Source organism: Embleya sp. NPDC127516, assembly GCF_044765325.1.
Classification (GTDB): domain Bacteria; phylum Actinomycetota; class Actinomycetes; order Streptomycetales; family Streptomycetaceae; genus Embleya.
Genome location: NZ_JBIWJT010000010.1, coordinates 272,597 through 295,617 on the forward strand (window position 1 = coordinate 272,597; position 23,021 = coordinate 295,617).

Annotated in this window: 15 protein-coding genes; 10 read left to right on the forward strand and 5 right to left on the reverse strand. The window is 69.4% G+C overall.

From position 1 onward, the window contains the following. Nucleotides 1-193: 193 nt before the first annotated feature. Both ACIRL2_RS21420 and ACIRL2_RS21425 read right to left on the reverse strand, forming a co-directional pair. On the reverse strand, nt 194-1,789 hold the full coding sequence (locus tag ACIRL2_RS21420) for a hypothetical protein (RefSeq protein WP_395870554.1): 1,596 nt from the start codon (nt 1,787-1,789) through the stop codon (nt 194-196). Between the two features lie 360 nt (nt 1,790-2,149). Beyond that, on the reverse strand, nt 2,150-3,832 hold the full coding sequence (locus ACIRL2_RS21425) for a hypothetical protein (protein ID WP_395870556.1): 1,683 nt from the start codon (nt 3,830-3,832) through the stop codon (nt 2,150-2,152). 613 nt (nt 3,833-4,445) lie between these two features. On the opposite strand from ACIRL2_RS21425, the gene ACIRL2_RS21430 reads away from it, so the two are divergent. The 3 genes from ACIRL2_RS21430 to ACIRL2_RS21440 all read left to right on the forward strand — a co-directional run bounded on the left by ACIRL2_RS21430 (nt 4,446) and on the right by ACIRL2_RS21440 (nt 7,467). Then, on the forward strand, nt 4,446-4,994 hold the full coding sequence (locus ACIRL2_RS21430; protein WP_395870558.1) for a hypothetical protein: 549 nt from the start codon (nt 4,446-4,448) through the stop codon (nt 4,992-4,994). A 1,193-nt stretch (nt 4,995-6,187) separates the two neighbouring features. Further along, the gene (locus ACIRL2_RS21435; protein ID WP_402234000.1) at nt 6,188-6,736 is read left to right on the forward strand and encodes a hypothetical protein; all 549 of its coding nucleotides are present in this window, start codon (nt 6,188-6,190) and stop codon (nt 6,734-6,736) included. 227 nt (nt 6,737-6,963) lie between these two features. Then, on the forward strand, nt 6,964-7,467 hold the full coding sequence (locus tag ACIRL2_RS21440) for a hypothetical protein (RefSeq protein WP_402234002.1): 504 nt from the start codon (nt 6,964-6,966) through the stop codon (nt 7,465-7,467). Nucleotides 7,468-7,569: 102 nt separating this feature from the next. On the opposite strand, the gene ACIRL2_RS21445 is transcribed toward ACIRL2_RS21440, so the two are convergent. From ACIRL2_RS21445 to ACIRL2_RS21455, 3 genes are all read right to left on the reverse strand, one after another. Beyond that, the gene (locus ACIRL2_RS21445) at nt 7,570-8,697 is read right to left on the reverse strand and encodes a hypothetical protein (RefSeq protein ID WP_402234004.1); all 1,128 of its coding nucleotides are present in this window, start codon (nt 8,695-8,697) and stop codon (nt 7,570-7,572) included. Between the two features lie 365 nt (nt 8,698-9,062). Then, nucleotides 9,063-11,435 carry a hypothetical protein gene (locus ACIRL2_RS21450; protein WP_395870566.1) on the reverse strand — a complete coding sequence of 791 codons (2,373 nt, stop codon included), beginning with the start codon at nt 11,433-11,435 and terminating at the stop codon, nt 9,063-9,065. A 453-nt stretch (nt 11,436-11,888) separates the two neighbouring features. Then, nucleotides 11,889-13,166: a hypothetical protein gene (locus tag ACIRL2_RS21455; RefSeq protein ID WP_402234005.1), complete on the reverse strand. Its 1,278-nt coding sequence runs from the start codon at nt 13,164-13,166 to the stop codon at nt 11,889-11,891. Nucleotides 13,167-13,693: 527 nt separating this feature from the next. Here ACIRL2_RS21455 and ACIRL2_RS21460 point away from each other — a divergent pair. From ACIRL2_RS21460 to ACIRL2_RS21490, 7 genes are all read left to right on the forward strand, one after another. Continuing rightward, a complete protein-coding gene (locus tag ACIRL2_RS21460; protein ID WP_395870570.1) occupies nt 13,694-14,182 on the forward strand; it encodes a hypothetical protein in 489 nt (162 codons plus the stop codon). A gap of 541 nt (nt 14,183-14,723) precedes the next feature. Next, on the forward strand, nt 14,724-15,566 hold the full coding sequence (locus tag ACIRL2_RS21465; protein ID WP_395870572.1) for a hypothetical protein: 843 nt from the start codon (nt 14,724-14,726) through the stop codon (nt 15,564-15,566). A gap of 343 nt (nt 15,567-15,909) precedes the next feature. Continuing rightward, nucleotides 15,910-17,508, forward strand: coding sequence for a hypothetical protein (locus ACIRL2_RS21470; RefSeq protein ID WP_402234007.1), 1,599 nt, complete (start codon nt 15,910-15,912; stop codon nt 17,506-17,508). Between the two features lie 282 nt (nt 17,509-17,790). Then, a complete protein-coding gene (locus tag ACIRL2_RS21475; RefSeq protein ID WP_402234009.1) occupies nt 17,791-19,539 on the forward strand; it encodes a WxL protein peptidoglycan domain-containing protein in 1,749 nt (582 codons plus the stop codon). Continuing rightward, complete coding sequence (locus ACIRL2_RS21480) at nt 19,536-20,747, forward strand: hypothetical protein (RefSeq protein WP_395870578.1); 1,212 nt, start codon at nt 19,536-19,538, stop codon at nt 20,745-20,747. Before ACIRL2_RS21475 ends, ACIRL2_RS21480 begins: the two co-directional genes overlap by 4 nt. Next, nucleotides 20,744-21,538: a hypothetical protein gene (locus tag ACIRL2_RS21485; RefSeq protein WP_402234011.1), complete on the forward strand. Its 795-nt coding sequence runs from the start codon at nt 20,744-20,746 to the stop codon at nt 21,536-21,538. Before ACIRL2_RS21480 ends, ACIRL2_RS21485 begins: the two co-directional genes overlap by 4 nt. A 47-nt stretch (nt 21,539-21,585) precedes the next feature. Further along, nucleotides 21,586-22,962, forward strand: a complete 1,377-nt coding sequence (locus ACIRL2_RS21490; protein ID WP_395870582.1) for a hypothetical protein — start codon at nt 21,586-21,588, stop codon at nt 22,960-22,962. Nucleotides 22,963-23,021: the final 59 nt, after the last annotated feature.

Consider the following 23,021-nt stretch of genomic DNA (forward strand, 5'->3'; position numbering starts at 1 on the left):
CCGACACGATGTTTGGCACGATCAATGATTACTGACGGCAACCCGCGCCGCACTCGGAATTGCGCAGCAACTCGCTTGGGTGGCAAGGAAATTGACGGGCCGTTGGATCGTTCCCGGCCGGGAACTCCGGACGGCCCCCGCGACTGTCGTCGCGGGGGCCGCCCGGAGTTTCGGTGTTGCTCGTGCTATCGCGTCAGCTGATCGAGAGGGTCAGCGTGGCGGTGTAGGTGCCGACCGCCTGGTACGCCGGGACGGCGAGGGAGAGGTCGGCGTCGGCGGCGAAGGTACCGCCGGTGACGGGCGCCGCCGGAGCGGACGCCAGCGTGGCGCCGGTGCCGATCGGGCCGGCACTACCGGGCACCGCGACACTGGGCGAGCCCGGGCCCGCGGCGACCTTCGGGGTCCAGGTGAACTTGTCGGCGCCGATCTTGCCGCCGGTGCCGTTGGTGAAGTCGGACACCGAGCCGGTGAGGGTCCACCCGGTGTTGCCGCTGCGGAAGTCCTTCACGGTCACGGTGTTCAGCGCGCCGGTCATGTTCTGCGCCTGGCCGTTGATCGTGATGTCCGACAGCTTGATCGCGCCGGCTTCCTGGGAGATGGTCAGGCCGCCGGCCACCACGTTGCCGGTCACGGTCTGGTCCAGGCTCGCGCCGGGGACGGTGATGCGGAACGGAGTGGTGATCGCGGTGGTGTCGTCGGTGCCCTCGGTCACGTAGATCGAGGCGATCGACGGGTCGCTCGCGACGAAGTCCGGGATGGTGAAGGTGCCGTCGGCGGCCGAGTCGGCGTACGCGGCCGTCTCGTCCAGCACGTAGCCCGAAGCGGTCTGGCCGCGCGCGATGATGGTCAGGTTCGGGGTGAAGTTCTTCCCGGTGACCTTGACCGTGGTGCCCACCGGACCACTGGCCGGGTCGAGGCTGATCTGCCGCGCGGTGGCGGTGATCTTGATCGGGGCGAGCGCCTCGGAGGCACCGACCTTGACCTTGATCTTGTAGTCGCCCGCGGCCACCGTGGCGATCGTGCTCACGTTGCCGGTGAGCGCGCCGTCGGCCACCGCGAGGGTGTTGCCGGGCGCGATCTTGGCCGCGTCGCAGGCCGCGCCGGCGGCGTCGCACAGCTCGACCGACGGGGTGCCGGCCGGCCAGTGCGCACCGGTCAGTGCGATCGGCGCGCCGGCGGCGGCCTCGGCCGGACCGGACAGCGTGGCCGGCTCCTGCGAGGTGCCTTCGACCTTGAGGGTGCGCGAGACCGCGACCGGGGTCACCGGCGTGCAGTCGGTCGGCACCTTCAGGCCCAGGGCCGTGGTGAAGGTCGAGTAGATGTCCGGGGTCAGGGCGACGTCACCGGGCGTGGTCAGGGTGAACTTGCCGGTGCCGTCACTGACCTTGAGGTCCTGGCCGGGCAGGGCCTCCGGGTTGTCCTGCGGCCCGATCACCTTGAAGTTGCCGCTCTGGGCACCGGAGAGCTTCACCGTGCCGTCGAGGTAGGTCGAGTTCGCCGGCACCTTGCCGATCACCGGAATGGTCGGCGGGGCTTTCGGGAACACCGTCCAGTGCCACTTGACCGTGACCTCTTCACCCACGGCGTACGTGGGCTTGTCCGGGGTGACCTGCAGATCCATCTGGACCTGACCGTTGGGCAGGTTCGGCGAGTACTTGTTGACACAGTGCGTCGTGTAGTCGACCGGGACCGCCTGGGCGGACGGTGCGAGGACCACGAGACCGCCGGCGGTCGCGACGGCGACGACGGCTGTCGAGGCGAGCAGCCTGCGTGGAGCGATTCTTCGCATTCGGGACACTATTCTCCTCGCGGGGATGGGAATATGCCTACTGCCACGGTGGAGCGGCATCGCGCGATCCCGGAATTCTGCGGCCTCCGCCCTCTCGGAGCGTGGCGGGCCGCCGGTCGGAATGCGACGGATGCGGTAGCGGTCGGCAATAGATGGTCCGACACCGTATTCATCCGTTAATTGCTGACGAAGTCAATGACTATTCCGAGGCGATCCAGGTGTCACGTGTCAACATGATCGACTTGCCGCGCGGCAAGGGAAGCGGAATGCGATCGTCCCCTCCCGGACCCCGGTATCGGGCACAACGAAGGCCGCCGTCCCCAGGGACGGCGGCCTCCGGTCGAGCCCTTCGGATATACGTCAGCCCGTCACGGTGAACGGGGTCGACGCGTTGCGGTCGGAGTGGAAGGTCTCCGACGCGATGATGCCGGTGGTGTTCGACTTCGTGATCAGGATCCAGATGCTGAAGTCGCCGTTGGCGTTCGCCCAGGCGCCGGCCCAGTCACTGGTCTTGGAGTTGCCCGCCAGACCGTTGACGTTGACCCACGCGAGCGAGCCGTAGCCGTGCCCGGTGACCAGGACGAACGTGCACGGGTCGCCGGACGTCTTGTTCAGCTCCAGCCAGCGGCGCTGCACGGTGACCGAGGTCAGCGCGCTGTTGCTGCCGTCGCTGAGCTTGAGCTTGTAGGTGCCCTCGCCCACGTTTCCGGCGATCGTCACGTTGCCGGCGAGCGTGCCGTCGGCGGCGATGGTGATCGGGCCCGAGCTGATCCGGGCGGCGCTGCACGCGGAGCCGTCGGCCGCGCACAGCGACGCGGCGGCGGAGCCGTTCGGGGTCCAGTTGTTGCCGGACACCGCGACCGAGCCACCGGCGTGCGTGGTCGCGGGCGACGCCGACAGGGTGGCCGGCAGGGCCGCGCCGATGGTGAACGGCACGGCGAAGCCGGTCGTCTCGTCGACGCCCTCGGTGATCCAGACCGCGGTGATGCTCGGGTCGCTCACCACGAAGTCCGGGATGGTGATCGTGCCGTCGGCGGCCGAGTCGGCGTACGCGGCCGTCTCGTCCAGCACGTAGCCCGTCGCGGTCTGGCCGCGCGCGATGACGGTCAGGTTCGGGTTGAAGTTCTTGCCGGTCACCGAGACGACGGTGCCCACGGGGCCCCGGTTGGGGCTGAGCGTGGCCTGTCGGGCGACCGCGTTGATCTTGACCGCGGCGACCGCCTCGCCGGCGCCGACCTTGACCTTGAGCTTGTAGTTGCCGGTCGGCACGGTGGCGACGGTGTTGATGTTGCCGGACAGCGCGCCGTTGGCCACCACCAGGCTGTTCGCCGCGATCTTGCTCGCGTCGCACGCGGCGCCGTTCGCGTCGCACAACTGCACCGACGGGGTGCCCGCGGCCCAGTTGTTGCCGGCCAGCGCGACCTGGGCGCCGGCGTTGAACTCACCGGGGTTCGCGCTCAGGGTGGGCGCCCCCTGCGAGGGGCCGTCCACGGTGAGGGTGCGCGACACCGAGATGGGGTTGATCGGCGAGCACTTGGTCTCGACCGTCTGCCCGACCGCAGTGGTCCACGTCGAGTAGATGTCCGGGGTCAGGTTGACCTGGCCGGCCTGGGTCAGTGTGAGGTTGCCGACCGGGTTGCTCAGGATCAGGTCCTGGCCGGGCAGCGCCTCGGGGTTGATCTTCGGTCCCTGGATGGCGAAGTTGCCGGTCTGCGCGCCCGTCAACTTCACCGTACCGACCGGATAGGTCGAGTCCTTCGGCACCTTGCCGACGACCGGGATCGACGTGGGGGCCTTGGGGTACAGCTTCCACTGCCACTCGACCGAGACGACATCGCCCACCTGGTAGCTGCTCTTGGCAGGGGTGACCACCAGGTCGATCTTGACCTGGCCGTCCGGCGGCGTCGAGTACGGGTTGGTGCAGTGCGTCGCGTAGTCGACGGTGTCGGCTTGCGCGGCGGGGGCGAGGACGAGGGCGCCGGTGCTCGCGATGGCGCCGACGGCTGCGGCCGCGATCAGCCTGCGCGGAGCGATTCTTCGCATTCGGGACACGTTTCTCCTAGCCGGGTGGGAGGTGCCTGGTGGTGCGGGAGAGTCCGCTTCCCCCGCGTACGCCCGGAGGGCGACATTTCGTCGCCCACTACGGCCGTCGCCCGTCGGCGACGGGTGTCGGGAGTGTTGGCCGAGTGGCTGGGTGAAAAGGCCGGGATGGCGAACTCCGAACGTTGCTGGTCCGCCCGAACATCTAGCGAATAAAGGCGCAGGAAGCAATGCGTAAAACGTGGCGATCTTGGTGTCACGTGTCACCATGATCAACTTTGATAAACCTGCTCCAGCCTTCTGTTTCTGAGCTTGACCGAGTCAATAGGAACCGCGATCGATTCATGATCGCTGCCCGATGGATTCATCTACAAAACCGTATTGACTTCTTCCGCTTGCGCAGTTTCACTTTGGCTGTGCCGGAGGGCCCCGGCGTGGGGAAGAAGCGGGCCCGCCCCGGATCCCGATAACACCGTCGTGCCGTCCGGTTCGTACCGCGTCGGCCGACCCTTCGGGATGCCCGCCGGTTGCTCCACCGTTTTCGCCTGCGGCGTGCAGGCCGGGAAGAACGTGCGCCATCACCAGGTCCTCGGAAGCGATGAAAAGGAGCTCCACCATGTCTCGTACCAAGCTCGCAAGCGCCGGTATCGCCTGCTCGGCCGCCGCCTTCGCCGCGGTCATGGCGCTGTCCGGCACCGCGAACGCGGTTCCCGATTCGCGCAGCGTGAACCTCACCTGCAAGGACAGCACGGGTACCACGTGGGTCACCGGCGGCACTGGAACCCTCACCTCCAGTGACCCGGGCGGCACGGCGGCGCAGAAGATGAAGCTCGTCTCGCCGATGACCGCGCCGATCGCGATCCCGGCGAACTCGCTGACCACCACCATCCGCACCATCCAGACCGGCGCGGGTGCGGGCACCGTTCGTGACTTCACCGGCACCGTGAACCTGCCGATGAACATCGGAAACCAGATCAACCTGGGCCCGGTTTCCGGGACTTCGCGGCTTGCTGCGGGCACCACCGTGCGCCTGCAGGACACTTCGGCCGCCGCGCCGAGCGCCACAAACTGGTCGGTGAAGATCAACACGAGCATCTCCGGCTCCCCGGTGGAGATCTGGTGTGCCGGCAAGCAGGACGCGGCTTCGGGCGACTACACGTTCTGATCGATCCCGGACCGGACCCTGCCCGTGCAGGAGGGTCCGATCAGGATTCGATGATCAGGATTCGATGACGTCTCGCGCCTGCCCGGGCGGCCTCGTGCCGCCCGGGCAGGCGTACGCATGTCCGGGTATCGGTGACGCGAGCCGGTGGGGGCACAAGGGCGTGGCCCGGCGAGCGGGCTTTTCCGCCGTTCGAGGTATTCCCGATGATTCGGGTCGGAGGGCCGGGGCGGCATTCTTTATCGGTGTCACGTGTCACCAAGATCGAATCAGATAAAGCCGGCCCGATAATCGCCTTTCGATTCTTTCCCGGATTCCCGGGAACGGAAACCGTTTTACTTCGCCGGCCGTACGGTTCGTGTCGAGTCGGCCGAAAGGGCCCGTGCGAGTGGTGGAGCGGGCCGGTCATCGGTCTCGGCGCGGTCGGTGACGGTGGCCGTATCGGCCGCATTCCCCGCCTACGCGGGCCGAAGCCGTGGTGCGGGCCGGGTCTTCGAAACCGACGCGCAGGAAGCCTCTCCAGGGCTCCCGCCGCCGCTCGGTACAGCGGGTGTGACCACCGCGTTCGCGGCAACCGCAGCAGCTTGGCCACCGTGCCGGACGCATCGAACCGGCCGGTGTGGATCGCATTGCGCCCGAACGGGCCACGGTCCTGCCCTGCGGCGCGGGTGGATCGGACTCCGGGGCGGACGACCTTCGCCCGCCGAGCGGCTCGGGCCCGGAAAATTGCACCGGAACCATCGATTTCGCTTTCCTTCGCGGATTGGTTTCCGTGCGTCTCTCCGGACGTGCCGCGTCCCGCGGGACGTTTGTTTTACCGAGAATTCGGGACGCAATACTCACGTTACGTAATCACGCCTGTATAGTGACGCGTGTCACCATGATCAAAGATATGCATTTGGTGATCATGAGGATTGAAGGCGCTCTGTCGGTCGATATGGTTGGAAGCTTCTCGAAGATCACTCGGCTTTGTAAACGTGGACATTAGGCATTGACTTCTTTTCTTTCTCCCGCTTCACTCTCCCTGTGCCGGAAGGCCCGATGCAGAAGCAATCCGGGCCCTTCGCGGTTTGGCTTGCGTCGCCGTTCCCGTCGATGTCGAGATACCGGCCGGCAGTACCAGCGTCTTGCCTGCTTCAGGGCACTCGGGCAAGCACGTCTTCATTCGGAAAGCCGTGAAAGGAGCACCACCCCTCATGTCTCGTTCCAAAGCTGCAACGGTTGGCATCGCCTGTACGGCGGGTGCCTTCGCGGCCGTGATGGCCATGTCCGGTACTGCCAACGCCGCTCCGCCGGAGTCGCGCGGGGTGCACCTGACCTGTGTCGACATCAACTCGGGTATCACGTACTCGACGAACGGCGCGGGCACCCTCTCCTCGAGCGACCCGGGTTCGCCGAACCCGCAGAAGATGAAGCTCACTTCGTCGATCACGGCGCCGCTCAACATCCCGGCGAACTCGCTGACCACCACGATCCGGATGACGGGCGGCGTCACGTTCTCCGGGACGGCCAACCTGCCGATGAACGCGGGCAACCCGATCACGCTCGGCCCGGTTCCCGCCGCCGCGCGTATCGCGGGCGGGACCAGCATCATCCTGCTGGACACCTCCGCCGCCGCCCCCAGCGCGACGAACTACTCGGTGCGCATCCAGGCGACCTTCGCCGGGACCGCGGCCGACATTCGTTGCGCCGGCAAGCAGGACACCGTTCCGCCCGCCACCGGCCCGACCCCCTTCACCTTCTGATCCGCCCGGCTCTCGACCAGGGAGCCGGAACGCTCGGATCCTTGCGCCACGGGCCCGTCGCGGCGACCTTCGGGTCGCCGCGACGGGCGTTTCCTGATCCTGTCCGCGGACAATTCCGAACGATCGGTCGATCCCCTGCCTCGGCCGGTCCGGTGAAAGGGCCCGTCGTGAAACGCACCAAGCTCGCCACCGCCACCGTCACGTGCGCCGCAGGCACCCTGGCCGCCGTGGCCGCGCTGTCCACCTCCGCCTACGCCATTCCGCCGGAAGCGCGGTCCATCACGATCGCTTGCCAAGACTCGAGCGGCGCGCTCTTTCCCGGCGTCACATCGATCACCGGGGCGCTGACGTCGAGTCAGTCCAGCCCCACACTGCCGCAGAAGATGAAGGCGAACCTGCCGGTCAGCAACCCCGTGCCCGTGCCGCCCAATTCGGCCGCGATCGTGATTCGCGTCGTGCAGACCAGCGGCGGGGGCTCGGGCGTGGGGACGGTGTTCGACTTCGCGGGGACGACCCATCCGTTCTGGGGGCCCGTGCCGATGGTCCTGGGACCGCTCGCGGCTCCCTCGGTGATTCCGGCCGGTACCACGGCTCGGTTCAAGGACACCACCGGCGCTCCGCCGAGCGCCACGAATTGGTCGATCAAGATCCGGAACCCGGTCCCCGGGACCGGGAACGACATCTACTGCAACGGCAAGCAGCCCAACGGGTCAGCGGATTTCAGCTTCTGAGTCGAGCGTCGTCCGGTTCCGAGCCGAGCGTCGTCCGGAACCCACACGCGTCGGCCCCGGTACCCGAATCGGGTACCGGGGCCGACGCGTGCGTGCCGTGCGCTACTTCACGGTGATGCCCGCCATGCCGAGCTTGTCGAACTTGAAGCTCGTGTCGATCTCGACCGCCGTGATTCCGGTGGTCTTCTTGCTGGTGACCAGGATCCACGAGGAGAACCTGCCGTTGCGGTCGGTCCACGCGACGCCGAAGTTGAAGGTCGGCTTCGCACCCTCGACGCCCGCGAGGGCGATCGGCGTGTTCGGGGTGAAGTTCTCACCGGAGACCTTCACGAACGTCCACGGGCGCACGGTGCTCTTGCTCAGCGTCACCTTGCGCTGGACCACCGGGACGTCGGCCTTCTTGACGGTCAGCGGCGTGGACGCGCTGCGGGCGCCGTCGGTGACCCGCACGCTGTACGCGCCGTCCGCGGTGCCGGGGGCGACCGTCACGCCGCCGGAGAGCACGCCGTCGGCGCCGATCCGCAGGCTGTTCGCGGAGATGCCCGCCGGGTTGCACGCGGTGCCGTCCGCGGCGCACAGGGACGGCGTGGCGGTACCGCCCTTGGTCCAGTTGGTACCGGAGAGCACGGTCTCCTTGCCGGCCTCCACGGTGCCCGGGGACGCGCTGAGGGTGGCCGTCTCGGGCGTGCTCTGCACGGTGATGCTCTGCGCGACGCCGGAGCCGCCGGTGACCGCGCACGGCGTGGTGAAGTTGCCGTACGGCGTCACCGTGGCGGTGGTGGTCTTGGTCGGGGTCAGGTCGACCGTGCCGGACGCGGTGGCCGGGACCTGGAGCTTGACCGTGAACGGCGGGCTCTGGATCGGCGTGTTCGCCGGGATGTCGATCGTGGTCTGGGCCCCGGTCAGGGTGACCGAGCCGGTGGCCCCGCCGGAGAGGGCGAAGTCGATCGACGGCGTCATCTTGATGCCGTTGAGCGCGGCCGGGCTGGTGGCCGGGCTCGGGCCGAGGGTGATCGTGAGGTCGATCGTCTCGCCGGGCTTGGCGGTGGTCGGGCCGTCCACGGTCACCGACATCGGCCCGGTCTTCTCGCCCTGGCCGAGCGGCAGCGAACACGTGACGGTCGGCGTCGCGGTGCCGGCGAGGGCGGCGGGGGCGCCGGCGAGGAGTCCGGTGATCGCCAGGGTGCCGACGCCGAGCCCGGCGGCCAGGCGCATGGTGCGTTGCTTCATCCGGTGCTGCTCCCTGTCCTGCGTTCCTTGCCGGCGGCGGGCGTTGGCGTCGCGTCGGCGGCATGGGGGCGGATATGCGCGTGCTAAGTGGAACGTGTTACAGAAGTGGGACGGGTCACATTGATGCGCCTTCGTCCGACGAAGTCAAGAGCCGTGATCGGCCCATGTGACCGGCGAGTACATCTTCGCCAGAGCGCTGACCTGCACTGACACGTGCCGTTTCGAAGCGGTGGAACAAGTTCCACTTTGTTGCGACGCGCGGCCGGTTCGCCACGTCGCGCGGCCGGCCCACGGGAATGCGAACGGGGCGCCCACCGCCACCTCGGAAGGTGTCGGTGAGCGCCCCGAGCAGGGCTGAGGCGCCGTCAGGAGACGGTGAGCGTCAGGGTTCCCGTGTAGGTGCCGGCCGCCTGGTACGCCGGGATCGCGAGCGACAGGCCCGCGTCCGCCGTGAACACGCCACCGGTCTTGTGCGCCGGGTCCGAGGACGCCGCCGCGCTGCACAGCAGGCCGCCGTTGACCGTACCCGCGGACCCCGTCACGACCGGGCTCGCCGAGTTCGGGTCCAACACGGCACACCGAGGCGTCCAGGACAGCGCCGAGGCGGGCAGCGAGAAGCCGCCATCCGCCTTGAGGTCCGAGACGGAGCCGGTGAGTTGCCAGCCCAGCGTGCCCTTGCGGGCGTCGGTGACGGTGACCGTGTTCAGACTGCCCGTCATCGTCTGATCCCGGTTCGCGAACGGAACGTCCGCGAGCACGACACCGTTTCCGGCCTGGGTCATCGACAGCGTGCCCGGCTCCTCGCCGGGACCGCCGCCACCCTCGAAGGTGAACGCGGCGAGCGCCATCTTGTTGCGGTCGCTCTTCTCGGACGCCCGGATCTGGGTGGTTCCGGGCTTGGTCACCGTCAGATCGACGGCGAACGTGCCGTCCGTGACCGCGGTGGTCTCGACCGTGTCGCCGGTCGCCGCGAGGTTGCCGTCCAGGGTCTCCAGCACGACGGGCGCGCCGGGGGTGAAGTTCTTCCCCGTCACGTGCGCCTTGGTGCCCGAGGGGCCCTTGTCCGGTGTCGCGGTGATCGCGCGTGGCAGTACGACCGCCGAGGTGACCGTGATCGGCGCGGTCAGCGAGGTGATCCCGACGGTGACCTTGACCAGGTAGTTGCCCGGCGCGACGTTCGCGCCGAGGGTGGCCTGGGCGGTGAGTGCTCCGCCCTGCGCCACCGAGCCGGACCCCGCGCCGAACCCGGAGCCGGTGCAGTTCGAACCGTCCTCCGCGCACAACTGGATCTGCGGATTGCCCTGGCCGGTAGGCCAGTTCGCCCCGGAGAGCTTGGCTACGTCGCCCGGCTCGAGCAGGTTCCGATCCACGATCAGGGTCGCCTGGGCCGGGGCGCCCACCGCGATCGAGTGCGAGGCCGCCGGAGTACCGGTGGGCGCGCCGCTCGACGAGATGGTGATGACCTTCAGGCCGTATCCGGCAGGCGCCAGATCGATCCGACCCGCCTTGGTGATCTTGAGGCTGCCCTTCATGTCGCCGACCTCGAGCACCTTGCCGCCCTGCGACGCCGGGTTGCCCTTGGGGCCGGTGACCTGCACGTCGCCGGTCTGGGCGCCGGAGATCTTGACGGTGCCGCTGGGCGTCACCGTGTCCTTGAGCGCGACGACCCAGCTCGAGGGGTTGCGGGGATAGCCGATCCACTTCCACTCGACGGTGACCTCGTCACCGATCTCGTACCACGGCTTGGCCGGGGTCACCGAGAGCGCGACCTCGGGCTCCCAGTCGAAGACCGGGCCGTTTCCCCAGGCCGGGGTGTAGCGCACGCCGTACTTGACCGGCTCGGAGTGCCGCAGCGCGTCCTTGGCGACCGAGATCGGCACCAGGACGGACGCCGTGCCCGAGCCGATCCTGACCTGACGAACGGCATCCGGCACATTCGCCGCCACCTTGACCTTGCCCGCCAGCTTTCCGGAGGCGTCGACGGTGAGGGTGGATCCCGACGCCCCTTCCGCCGCACAGGCGTTGCCTTCTCGATCGCACAGTTGCACCGTGACGCCGCTCGCGCCGATCGGCCAGTTCTCGCCGGTCACGTCGATGGTCGAGCCGGGACGGGCGATGTTTCGATCGAACGTCGCCGTCGGTGCCTTGACCGCGCCGTCGACCTTGAGCGTGGTGCCCACGCCGGGCGTGCCGTTGGGCGTACACGGCGTGTCCCAACTGCCGAACATGTTCGCGGTGCTGGTGTAGCCGCCGGGAGAGAGGTTGAGCTCGCCCGGCTTGGTGATCTTGAGCTTGCCGGTCATGGTCGACAGCCACAACTTCTCGCCACCGGGGGTCTGCGCGTTCTTCTGCGGACCCTCCATGGCGATCTCGCCGCCCTGCGCGCCGGTGACCAGGACCTTGCCGCGCGGCTTGACCGCGTCCGCGTTCACGGTCACCGAGGACGGGTTCTTCGCCGCGTCCTTCCAGGTCCAGGAGACGGTGACCTCGTCGCCCACGTTGTATCTCGGCTTCACCGGATCGACGGTGAGGTCGACCTGGGCGTCGAAGTCGAACGGACCGCCACCGATGCTCGGCGGTACGCAGTGCACGTTGTACGTCACAGGAGCCGCGTTCGCGGACTGTGCCCCCGCGCCCACGCCCAGGGCACCGGCCACGAGGGCGGTACCGAGTACGCCGGCCATGCGCTTGCTGCGGAATCCGGACCCAGTACTTTCCCTGGTTCTTGGTCTGAGCATGTGGTGCTGTCCCTCCTCGGGATGCCTGCCTGGCCCGCCGGGGGAGCGGGCAGTCGAACACCACACCGGGACCGGTCCGCCGCCGTCGGTGACCCGCGCGGCGCGGGGCGGTCGATTCGGTGCCGTGCGCCGATTCGACGTCGGCGGGGCGACACCCGACCCCGCTGTCGTCACCCGGTCGTTCCTACTGATGAAACCTGTTCCAGAAATCAGCGCCTCCCATTGAGCCCGGGGGCGTTTGCGAAGTCAACAGCGGAACGCGATCCGGCGGCAACGATTTGTATGCGGATTCGACGGGCGGGAAAGGGCGTCGGGACGGCCGGCGCGCGGCGCCCGAACGCGGCGGGCGCCCCGTGCCGACGCACCGATTCACCGTCACGGGATCCGCCCCGGTGACACGCGGACGCCCTCCTCGCGCGCGGCGAGGAGGGCGTCCCGGTTCGGTGCGGCGACTCAGCTCAGACTGAGCGTCAGGTTCCCGGTATAGGTGTCGGAGCGCGCGCCGTTCGGGAGCGACAGACTCAGCAGCGCGTTGGCCTCGAACGCGCCGCCGGTGACGGCGCCGGTGCTCGGGTTCTGCCGGCACAACACCTCGGCGCTGCCGCCGACCGTGCCGGGGATGCCGGTGCCGACGGTGGCGGGCGGGCCCTCGACGGTCGTGCAGGCCGGGATCCACGCGAGTCGCTGCGCGGGCACGATCTCGCCGCCCTGGCCGACGAAGTCGCTGACCTGGGCGGTCAGCGTCCAGCCGAGCGTGCTGCCGCGTCGATCCTCGATGGACACCGGGTTCAGCCGGCCCTCCAATCGCTGTGCGTCGCCGTTGGGTTGGAACTGCGGCATGGTCACGCCGGCCTGGTCCTGGCGCATGAACAGCGGTCCGGCCACGGCGTTCACCGGCGTCTGCGGCACCTGAGCGGCGGCCGGTGGGAGCGCGGGGATGCTCGGCGGCGGGGGTGGCACGGTCCCGCCGGTGGTGGGACCGGGCGTCGTGCCCGCTCCGCCGAGCGTGGGATCGCCGACGGTGCCCGCGGTCGGGTCGGTGGTGCCGCCGGTCGGCGGCGCGGTGGTGGGCGTGCCGCCCGGATTCGTACCGGTGTTGCCGCCCGCTCCGGTACCGGACGAGCCGCCGTTGCCCGAACCGCCGCCGGCCGATGGGCCCGGCGTCTGCGACAGGCCGACCTGGATGCTCGCCGACACGGGCAGGCGATCCGGGTGCACCGGCGTGCAGGGGGAGTCCCGAAACGCGAACTGCTTGAGCACGTAAGCGCCGGGGGCGAGGTCGATCCGCCCCTCCGTCGCGATGGTGAACCGTCCGGTCAGGTCCGCGACCGGGAGTGGCTGGGAGCCGCCGACCCCCGGGTGCTTCGCGGGGCCGGTGAGCGCGATGTCCCCGACCTGGGCGTTGGAGAGCTTGACCGTGGCGTTCGGCGTCTCGACATCGGGGAGCACGCCGGTCCACGTCCACGGGTTGCGCGGCGGCGTGGCCCAGTGCCAGGTGACGGTCACCTCCTCGCCGACCTTGTACGTGCCCTGCCTCGGCGGTGACACCAACAGCTCGATCCTCGGCTTCCAGGTGAAGTCGGGACCGCCCAGGAGCGGAGGCCGGCAACTCACCTCGTGCTCCACGGGCGCCGCCTGGGCCCCGGGTGCGACCGCCGTGAGACCCGCCGCGCCGGCGACGAGCACGCCCGCCCCCAGCATCGCGAACAGCCTCCTGCGGGGTGGAACCATGCGCGGGACGCTCCCTTCCTGTCGGACCCCGGTCCGTCGGGATCTCGGGGTGGCCTGAAACGTGTTCCATAAATGGGCCAAATGCCCATTGATTCCGCTCGCCTGACGTGGTGTCAAGGGATCCCGTGCGGCTGTGACGGGGTTCGCGGGGCGTGGGTACGCAGCGTCGTCGTCGACACGGCCGAGTGTCACGGTCGCGGCGACGGGCCGATCACCCGCGTTCCATACGGATCTCGACACGGCAAGGCCCATCCGGGCGGAACGGATCGTTCCGCCCGAATGAGACCGAAAACCGTCCGGTTCGGTGACGTCGCACCGGAACCTTTCGCCGGGAAACGGGACATGCCACCGCGACACACGGTGATAGCACGCCAACTTTCGGTTGCACACGTGTCACCCGGGCAGTGCGCCGGCTTGCGATCCGAAGTCGTGTCAGGCTTGCCGCGCTCCAGCAGACCCGTACGTGCCGCTCCACCCGGCGCGCCCTCCCGCGCGCCGTGACACCCACCCCGGGAAGAGGAATCAGCATGCGTGCTTCGGTCCAGGCAAAGGCGCTCGTGGCGGCGGGAATGTTGGCCGCCACCGTCGGATTCGCCGCTCCCGCGTCCGCGGGTACGGCCGGTGTCAACGACAACTGGCAGACGTGTGACGGACCCAGGACGTTCGCGCCCGACGGCGGCACGCTCGGTACGGCGTGTCTGGCCAAGGTCGGCAGCACGCTCCAGGCGTCGACCTACATCGATTTCAACAGTGCGACGCCGACCGGCTGGACGCAGTGCGGTGTCCTCTACAGCCTGTCCAAGCGCGCGGCCGGGGGCGGTTGGGTGTCCATCGGTGGGGAGTACGTCGACTGCCTCACCGCCGCCACGGCGGGCACGGCCATCCTGAGGTCCGACACCGAACCACTCGCGCCCGGGGAGTACCGGGTGTCCATGGGCATCCTCGGTGTGTACAACGGGCAAGTGCTCCAGGCGCAGATCCCGCTGGCCGAGACGGCGGCGGTGACCGTCTCGTAGTCGACATCGACGCGGGCCGAACGGAACTCCGGGCTAATCAGTCCGGAGTTTCCGTGTTTGTGGGGCCCTTCGGGAATCACTTGTACTTGACACGTGTCGAGTTTGTGGTGACCTGTCAACCGTCTTGTCGACACAGTGATTTCGCAGGTCCGCGCGATATGGAACCGTGTCCGACGGATGCAGATTTTCTGCTTTTCGCTGTTGTCCGCTCATGCCACTTGTCGTACCGTCACCCGAAGATCTGACGTGACATCAAGTACTGGAACAGTCTCGATGTCTCCCGGACGCGCCAAGGGAAGCCCCCTCCAGGGAACGCGAGGCGTGTCCCACCGGTGCTTGCGTGGTCCGGTTTCCCGCCCGGTCCGCGCCTCGAAAGGGGGAAGTCGGGTGTGGCGACCGCGTGTACCCGATGCGTCGGGGCGCGTGCCGGGTCGGTGCAGGCCGACACGCCGGACCGGCCCTGCTGAGCGCGCGTCGCTCCGGCCGTTCCGATCAGGACTTCTCGACGAGCAAGAAATCCCCCCGAAGGGAGAACCACCGTATGGGCAGGCCCATTAAGCGAACCGCAGGCGGCTTGGCGGCGTTCGCCGTCATGGCGGGCGGCATGCTCGCGTTCGCGCCGCAGGCCGGCGCGGCCCCCGTCAACACGACGGTGAAATGCGACTTCAGCGACCCCACGGTCAGAGCGGCCATGGGTGAGGACAAGACGGGCCCCCAGCCGTTCACGGTCACCGGTCCGGCCACCGGCGAGGCGGGCAAGTCGATCAAGCTGACCATCGACCCGGGAGTGAGCCCGGCATCCTCGCCGCTGGGCACCAAGGTCAAGATCACCCCGACGGTCACGTTCACCGCGAAGTACGAAGGCGGGTCCGCGACGGTGACCGCCGTGGGCGCGACCGCCACCCTGGACCTCGTGGCCAACGTCGGCATCGACGTGCCCTCGTTCCAGGCCAACGTCTCGGTGCCGCAGAAGGCATCCGGGAAGGTGGACCTGCTCCCCAAGGGCTTCGCCCTGAAGATCGAGGTCCTCAACCCGGAACTGACCCTGAACGTGCCCTGCGCCATCACCGACACCAGTCCTCCGGTGGCCTACTCGGTGACCGTGCCGGCCGCGAGCACGACCGGGGGGAGCACCAGCTCGGGCTCCACCACCTCGGGTTCGACCACCTCGGGCTCCACCACCTCGGGTTCCACGACGTCGGGTTCCACCACCACGTCGGGGACCACCACGTCGGGTACGACGACCGGTTCGGGCACGCTGCCCAAGACCGGTCCGCTGGACGACGCGCTTTCCATGGGCCTGCTCGGCGGCACCGTCGGTCTGCTCGGCATCGGCGGCGTACTGCTCGCCACCCGTCGGGTCCGGGCCTCGCGCAACGCCTGATCGATCGCTGGGGACGGTCGGCCTTCGCTGTTGGGAGGCCGACCGCGCCGCTTGCCGGCGGCTATTGACTATGCGGCGCGATCGCGCGTGAATGGCACGCCAGAATCTGTAACAGGTTTCAATTCGCAGCACACGATCCGTGTCCCGCTCGGGCTCGACGGACAGTGAGACGGCCGCCTCGGCCGCGTGCAACGGATCTCGAGCGAGGCGACCGCCCCAGGCAAGGCACCGGAGCGCCGGGCCCACGGTAGTGCGACGCTCCTCGGCACTCGCTCCGGTGTGGTGTTCGACCGCCCCGCCCCCCGGCGACCGGTGGTAACCCCCTGAAGGGAGCAGCACCACAATGTTCAAACCCAGCAAGAAGGTTGTCGCGTCGCTTGGCGTCGCGATGATCGCGGGTACCGCAGGGCTGGTCGCGGGCGCGCCGATGGCGTCCGCCGCCTCGGTCAATCCGGACCTGACCTGCACCGAGCCGATCCTGAACTGGAACAAGTCCGGTAAGCAGACGTTCGATGTCGCGCTCACGCCGAACACCGGCAACGCGCCGGCCACCGTGCAGGCCAAGATCGACGCGGGCGAGAACCCGCTGCGGCCGGACGACCCGTTCACCAACATCGGCTTCGTCGGCAAGTACACCTTCGCGTTGAGCACCGGTGGCGAAGTAACGCTGACCGCACCGCAGTTCCAGGCGGACATCGGTCCCACACAGGGGATCAACCCGCCCGAGTTCACCGCCGACCTGGCCATTCCCCAGGCCGCGCCGGGAACCACGATCGAGCTGACGCTCAAGACGTTCGCACTCGACGTCTACCTGGAAGGCATGCCGGACCCGATCACCACGGCCACCTGCCAGGTGACCGGCAGCAACGGAGTCGCCGCGTCCTACAAGGTCGCCGAAGCCCCGCCGCTCGACCCGACCCTGACCACCACACCCGGACAGGTAAAGCCCGGCGGCTCCCTCACCGTCGCCGGTACGAACTGGCCGGCCGGTACGCCCACCGTCGAACTGTGCGACTCGACCGGCAACGCGTGCGACGCGACCAAGGTCACCGGGGCGCTCACCGTCACCGATGGCGCGCTGGCCGGTACCGCGACCATCGGCGCGACGGTCGCGGACGGCTCGTACCAGCTCAAGGTCACCGTCGGCGACAAGTCCAAGACCTCGAACGTGACGGTCAAGGCGGACGTGCCGAGCAACCCGCGCAAGCTCACCCTGAACCCGACACACGGGCCGGTCGGCACCGAGGTCACGGTCAACGGTGAGGGTTACACGCCCGGTGCCGACGTGTACGTGATCCCGACCAACGCCGCCCAGCAGCCGGACGTTCCCGGCCTGGTGATGGCGAAGGCGGGCACCGACGGCAAGTTCACCGCCAAGGTCAAGGTCAACAAGGCCGACACCACGCTGATCGCGGCGTCCGAGGACACCAGCGGCACGCTGTCCGCGGGTGCCCCGTTCACGGTCGACGGCGCACCGCCGGTCGGCTCGCTCAAGCAGGACCTCACCGGCACGATCGCCGGCGGCGCCCTGACGATCTCTCAGGAGAACGGCGGGATCAAGCTTTCCGACGTGACCCTGAACGGCACCCAGCAGAACATGACCGGCGCGCTGAACACGGTGACGGTCAAGGACTACCGGGGCGGCGCCACGGGCTGGACGCTGACCGGTGCGGTGACCGACTTCGGCAATGGCGCGGGCGGCACCATCCCGGCGGACAAGTTCTCCTGGACGCCGAAGGTCACCCCGGGCGAGGGATCGCCGAGCCAGGCGGTGGCCGGTAGCGCGGGCCCGATCGGCAAGACCGGCGCCACGCTGGCATCCGCGCCCAACGCGGACGTCACCGGTGGCACGTTCGCTGCCGACGCGGGTCTGTCCCTGGCGGTTCCGGCCTACCAGGCGCCCGGTAACTACAGCGCGACGCTCACGCTCTCCATCTCCTGACCGAAATCTCCGACCGGACCCGTCCGGCGCGGAGACCTCGAACGGCCTCGACACCGGGGGCTCGTGCGCCGCGGAAAACCATCCGTGGCGCACGGTCCGCCGGAGCGGGCCGCTGCGGATCGACGCAGAGCGGAGGGTGGGGCGGGCAGCCGGCCCGTCCCGCCCACACCGCACCCGCCCGATCCGCGCCCGCATCACCCAGGCACACAGCGCGGGCCCTTCGGATCCGCTCCCGAAGCCGGCCCTTTCGATCCGCAGCACACAGACTCGCTGGAGACACCGATGACGGGCACCCCGGCCCCACACAGCCGCCGGCAAGGCGGACGTATCCGATCCCTGGCCACCGTGTTCGCGGTGCTGGCCACGCTGTTCGCGTCCCTGACGCTGGTCGCGCCGACCCCCGCGTCGGCCGCGGGCAACGGCGAGTGGTCGGTCGATCCGTACGTGCCCGACGGCACGAGCCAGAACGCTCGTCGCTACTTCTTTCTCGAAGGCGCCGCCGGCACCACCGTCCCGGACGTGGTGACGGTGCACAACACGAGCCAGGCGCCGCTCACCATGAAGCTGTTCGGCGCGGACGCGTACAACACGCCGCGCGACGGCGGCTTCGCGCTGCGCACGGTCACCGACAAGCAGAAGGACGTCGGTACCTGGATCCAGGTGGCGCCGGAGAACCAGACGCTGACCCTCCAGCCGGGAGAAAAGCGCCAGGTCCCGTTCAACATCGTGATCCCGCCGAACGCGACCCCCGGTGACCACCCCGGTGCCGTGGTCGCGCTCAACACCGCGATCGAGGGCACCCAGCAGCAGGGCCAGATCAAGGTCAACATCCAGCGCCAGATCGGCGCCCGGGTCTACCTGCGGGTGCAGGGCGACGCGTTGCCGGCGATGGACATCCAAAAGGTCGAGGTCGAACGGGACGCGGGCTTCGGGCAGTTCTTCGGCTCCAGCGACGCGAAGATCACCTACCGCATCATCAACCGGGGCAACGTGATCCTGCGCCCCAAGTTCGATCTGAAGGCCGAGGGGCTGTTCGGGCGCAAGCTGATGAGCAAGGTCGAGGAGGGCGCCGAGATCCTGCCGGGCTCGACCGTGGAGAAGGTCGTGGAGTGGAAGGACGCTCCGCGACTGGACCACGTCACGGTCAAGGTCGACGGCAAGGTCGCGGACCAGAACGTCAAGGACGACGCGAGCGCGTCGTACACGGCCGTGCCGTGGCCCAGCCTGGTCACCCTGGCCGCGCTCCTGCTGGTCGCCGGCGTCGGCTGGGGCCTGTGGCGCAACCGTCGCAAGGGCAAGGGCGGCGACCCGGCCACGCCGGGTGGCCCGGTCGGTCCCACCGACGACACCACCGTGCTGCCGCCGATCCCGGCCGCGCCCGCGCCCGCCGGCGAGACCGTCGCGGAGCACGCGGAGACCGCCGGGGAACCCGAGACCGAGACCGAGTCGACGGTCGAGGAGCCGGTGCCGGCCGAGCCCGCCAAGGCGGCGGTGGCGGCGGAGACTTCCGGGGAGTCCGAGCGGGCCGAGGCGGAGAGCGAGACGCCGGCCGAGGTCGCCGAGGCCGATGCCGAGCCGGTCGTGATCGAGAAGGGCACGAAGGCCGAGCCGACCGTGGGGGAGTCGACCGCAGGGGAGTCGACCGAGGCTGCGGCGACCGTGGAGAAGCCGGCCGAGGCCGCAGCGGGCGAGGGCGACGAGGCGGACGGCAACGCCGTCGAGGAGAAGCGGGCCGACGAGGCCGGCGTGTCGGGTGGGGTTGCCGCCGAGCAAACTCCTGCCATGGACAAGCCCGTTGAGGAAGTGCCCGACGTCGCGGACGCCGCGTCCGAGCCGGCCGCGCCCGATGCGAAGCCCGCCGCCGAGCCGGCCACCGAAACCACCGCCGGCGCCGCCACCGAGCCCGCCACCGAAGCCGCACCCGCCAAGAAGGCCGTCAAGCGCCCGAAGGGCAAGCAGCCGCCGGCGCGCCCTCGCACGGACGCGCCGGCCGCCGAGGACTCCGCCGATTCCGCGGGGGTCGGCCGTTGATCATGGGCAACCGGGTCAGTCACGCAGTTCGGGTCGGCCGCACGCGCGGTACCGCTCTCGCGCTGATCGCCGTGCTGTTGCTGGGGCTGGTTGCCCTCGGCGGCACGGCGCCCGCGCGTGCGGCGGACCCTGCGCCGGGCGCGGGACCGAGCGCGTCGATCGACCCGGGCAAGGTCGCGGCCGGGGACAAGGTCTCGGTCGTCGGCGGCGACTGGACCCCCGGTTCCCTGCTCCAGGCGAGCATCTGCGGGGAGAACGGCCTGCGCGGCACGGTCAACTGCGCGGCGGCCAGTGCCGCGAGCGGCACCGTGGACGCGGGCGGCAACGTCGCGATCACCCTGACCGCCGCCATCCCGCCGTCCCCGTGCCCGTGTGTGGTCCGGATCGCGGTGATCATGAACGGCCCGGCCAAGGACGCGAGCGTGCCGCTGGAGATCGACGGAGCGCCGTATGCCCCGCTGCCGCAGACGGTCAAGACACCCGGTCGACTCGTCTTCATCGACAGCCACATGGCCGGCGAGGACTCGATCTTCACGTGGTTCGGCTCGCCCGTGCAGCGCCGGTTCCGGATCGAGGTGGGCAACATGGGTCAGCAGCCCATCATCAACCCGACCTTCCGGATCGGCTTCTACCAAGGGGTCTACGCCCCGACGTGGGAAGACTACGAGTCGCACATCGTCATCCCGCCGGGCAAGCGCACCACGATCTCGCTCCCGGTGGAACTGAAACCCCGTCAGCACGGCACCTTCAGTTGGCGGGTGATGTACGACAACCAGGTCGTGGACGAACAGGCCCTGGAGGTCGGTCGTCCGTGGGGTGTCTACATCTTCGGCGCGCTCCTGGTGATCGTGGTGCCGGTGACGGCGTGGCGGCTGTTCCTGCGGATCGTCGAACTCATCGGCGAGCAGCGGGCCCGCCGTGCCGGCGAGCGCGAGCGCGAAGTCGGCCTGGCCGAACCGCCGTCGCGCCTGACCAGGGGTGACAAGAACCGCAAGTCCGGCGAGGACAAGGCGGATGACGGTACGTCGGAACCCAGGACGGCCAATCGGCGCCCGTCCGAAGTCGGCGCCGAACCGGTCGACCTGAGCAAGCGGCCGATCCGTTCGATGGTCGAGACGATGGTGATCGGCGGTCCGCTGTACGCGGGTTCCGAGGCGGGCGAGGACGATCATCCGCGCGCCGGCGACTCCGGGGGGCCGCAGCGATGACCAGGCGACCCGGCAAGGGGCTCGGCGCCCTGATCGCGACGACCGCGGTGGTCGGCACCGTGCTCGGGTTCTATTACGGCCCCGGCGGCGGCGAGTTCGGGCCGTCGCACACCAACGTCACCGATCAGGCCGGCCCGAGCGGCGGCGGCACCTTCCGGCCCGCCCCCACCGGCGCCGGCGAACCCACGAACTCTCCTCTGCCGAGCGAGGATTCGACCGGCCCGGAGGTGTCCGGCAGCGGATCCGGGTCCGCCTCCGGTGGGAGCGACGGCGGCGGATCGACCTCCGGCGGGGGAGACCTGGACTGGGACACCAGGATCGAGCAACCTCGGTCCCCGGCCCGGGTGGACGGCAACATCAACCCGGGCGTCCTGGCCGTCAGTACACCGAGCACCGGACAGAGCCGGCTCACCGTGGATCGGGTCAGCGGCACCGCCAGGGGCGCGCTGAATCCGATGCTCGTGCAGGACTTTCGCGGGTCGCGCAACGGGTGGACCCTCACCGGCGCGATGTCCGACTTCCGGGCGGAGAACGGAACCCGGATCGAGGCACACAACCTCGTCTGGGATCCGTACTGCACGCCACACCCGGGACGCGGCCCGTATCCCAGCTCGGCGAAACCCGGTAACCGGGCGCAGTCGAGCCGCACGGCGACCCTGTGCTCGACATCGTCATCACCGAGTGTCACGGGGGGTGAGTTCGACGTCGGTGCGGAGCTGACCCTGCGGCTGCCGGACCGGAACACGTCGGCCGAGAGCTACTCGGCGACCTTGACGCTCACGCTCAGCTGACCGAAACGACGGGGTGGGTCCCGCCCCGACGAAGGGAGCACAACCTGATGAGCAAGGCCAAGACAAGACTCGCCACAGCCGCGATCGGCGGCATGCTGGTGGCCGGTGGCACCGGCATGGTCGTGCTGGCGCCGGCCGCGCAGGCGGCCGACTCGGTCAAGGTCAACATGACCTGCCAGATTCCGTACCCGCCCGGTTCCCCGGACGTCACCGCCGACTTCAACATCGCGATGGAGGTGCCCACCGGCAAGACCGCGCCGGGCGGTGAGGCCACGGTCAAGATGACCATGGGCGCGACCCCCGTCAACGGGCCGGTCAGTCTGCCGGACCCGGTGGACTTCACCGCGACGTTCGACGCCAAGGCGTCGGGGGGTTCGACCCAGACCACGAAGATCGTGGGCGAGAGCGGCAAGATCCAGGTCACCGAGGGGCAGCCGATCACGCTTCCCCCGTTCAACGCGAAGATCAAGGTGCCGTCCGACGCCACCGGCGACATCGACATCACGCCGACCAAGCTGGTCCTGAACGCGGCCGGTGCCATCGACGTGCCGTGCACCGTGAACGGCACTCCGAAGCTGGGCACCATCAAGGTCGACGCGGGCGGGACCCCGCCGCCGTCCTCCCCGCCGCCGTCGTCCCGGCCGCCGACCTCGCAGCCGCCGACCTCGCAGCCCCCCACCACCGAGCCGCCCGGCACCCAGGGGCCGCCGAACGGCAAGGAGGTGAACGTCGACTACGCGTGCAAGACCAAGGTCGAGGACTTCCCGGTCAACATCCCGGACACGACCGCGACCTACGGCGTCACCATCACCGTCCCCAGCACGGCCAAGAAGGGTGACAAGGTCGACATCTCGGCCAAGTTCAAGGACAACCTGGTCGGCAAGGCACCGGCGGGCCTGCCCGGCAGCAACATCGACCTCAAGTTCATCCCCACGTTCACCATCGACGTGGAGGAAGGGTCGAACAAGAGGTCTCTGGACCTGACCGGCCCGGAGAAGGCGCTCAAGGTCAACTCGGGCGACCCGCTGACCCTGGACGGTCCGATCACCGGCAAGTTCGACGTGTGGGGCGGAGGCGACTTCTCCTTCAAGCCCGGTCAGCTGAAGATCTCCACCAACGCGTCCCTGGGCACCATCAAGGCCAGGTCCACCACGACCTGCACGGTGACCAACACGTCCGTGTCGGCCACCCTCAAGGCCAGCGGTGACCAGGGCACCCCGCCGCCCACCCTGACCCAGTCCCCCACGGGCAACGTCGGCAGCAACGGCGGCAGTTCCGGTGGCACCACCGGCGACCTCGCGAACACCGGCGCCTCCGGCGGCGGCATGACCGCGTTCGCGATGGCGGCCGGGACCGCGGTGCTCGGCGCGATCGCGCTGATGTTGTTCGTGCCCTACCGTCGGCGGATTCGCAACCAGGTCTGACATCGCGTCCGCGCGTGGCGCCGGCCGGGCGTCGCGCCGGGCACGATGAGCGGACCGGG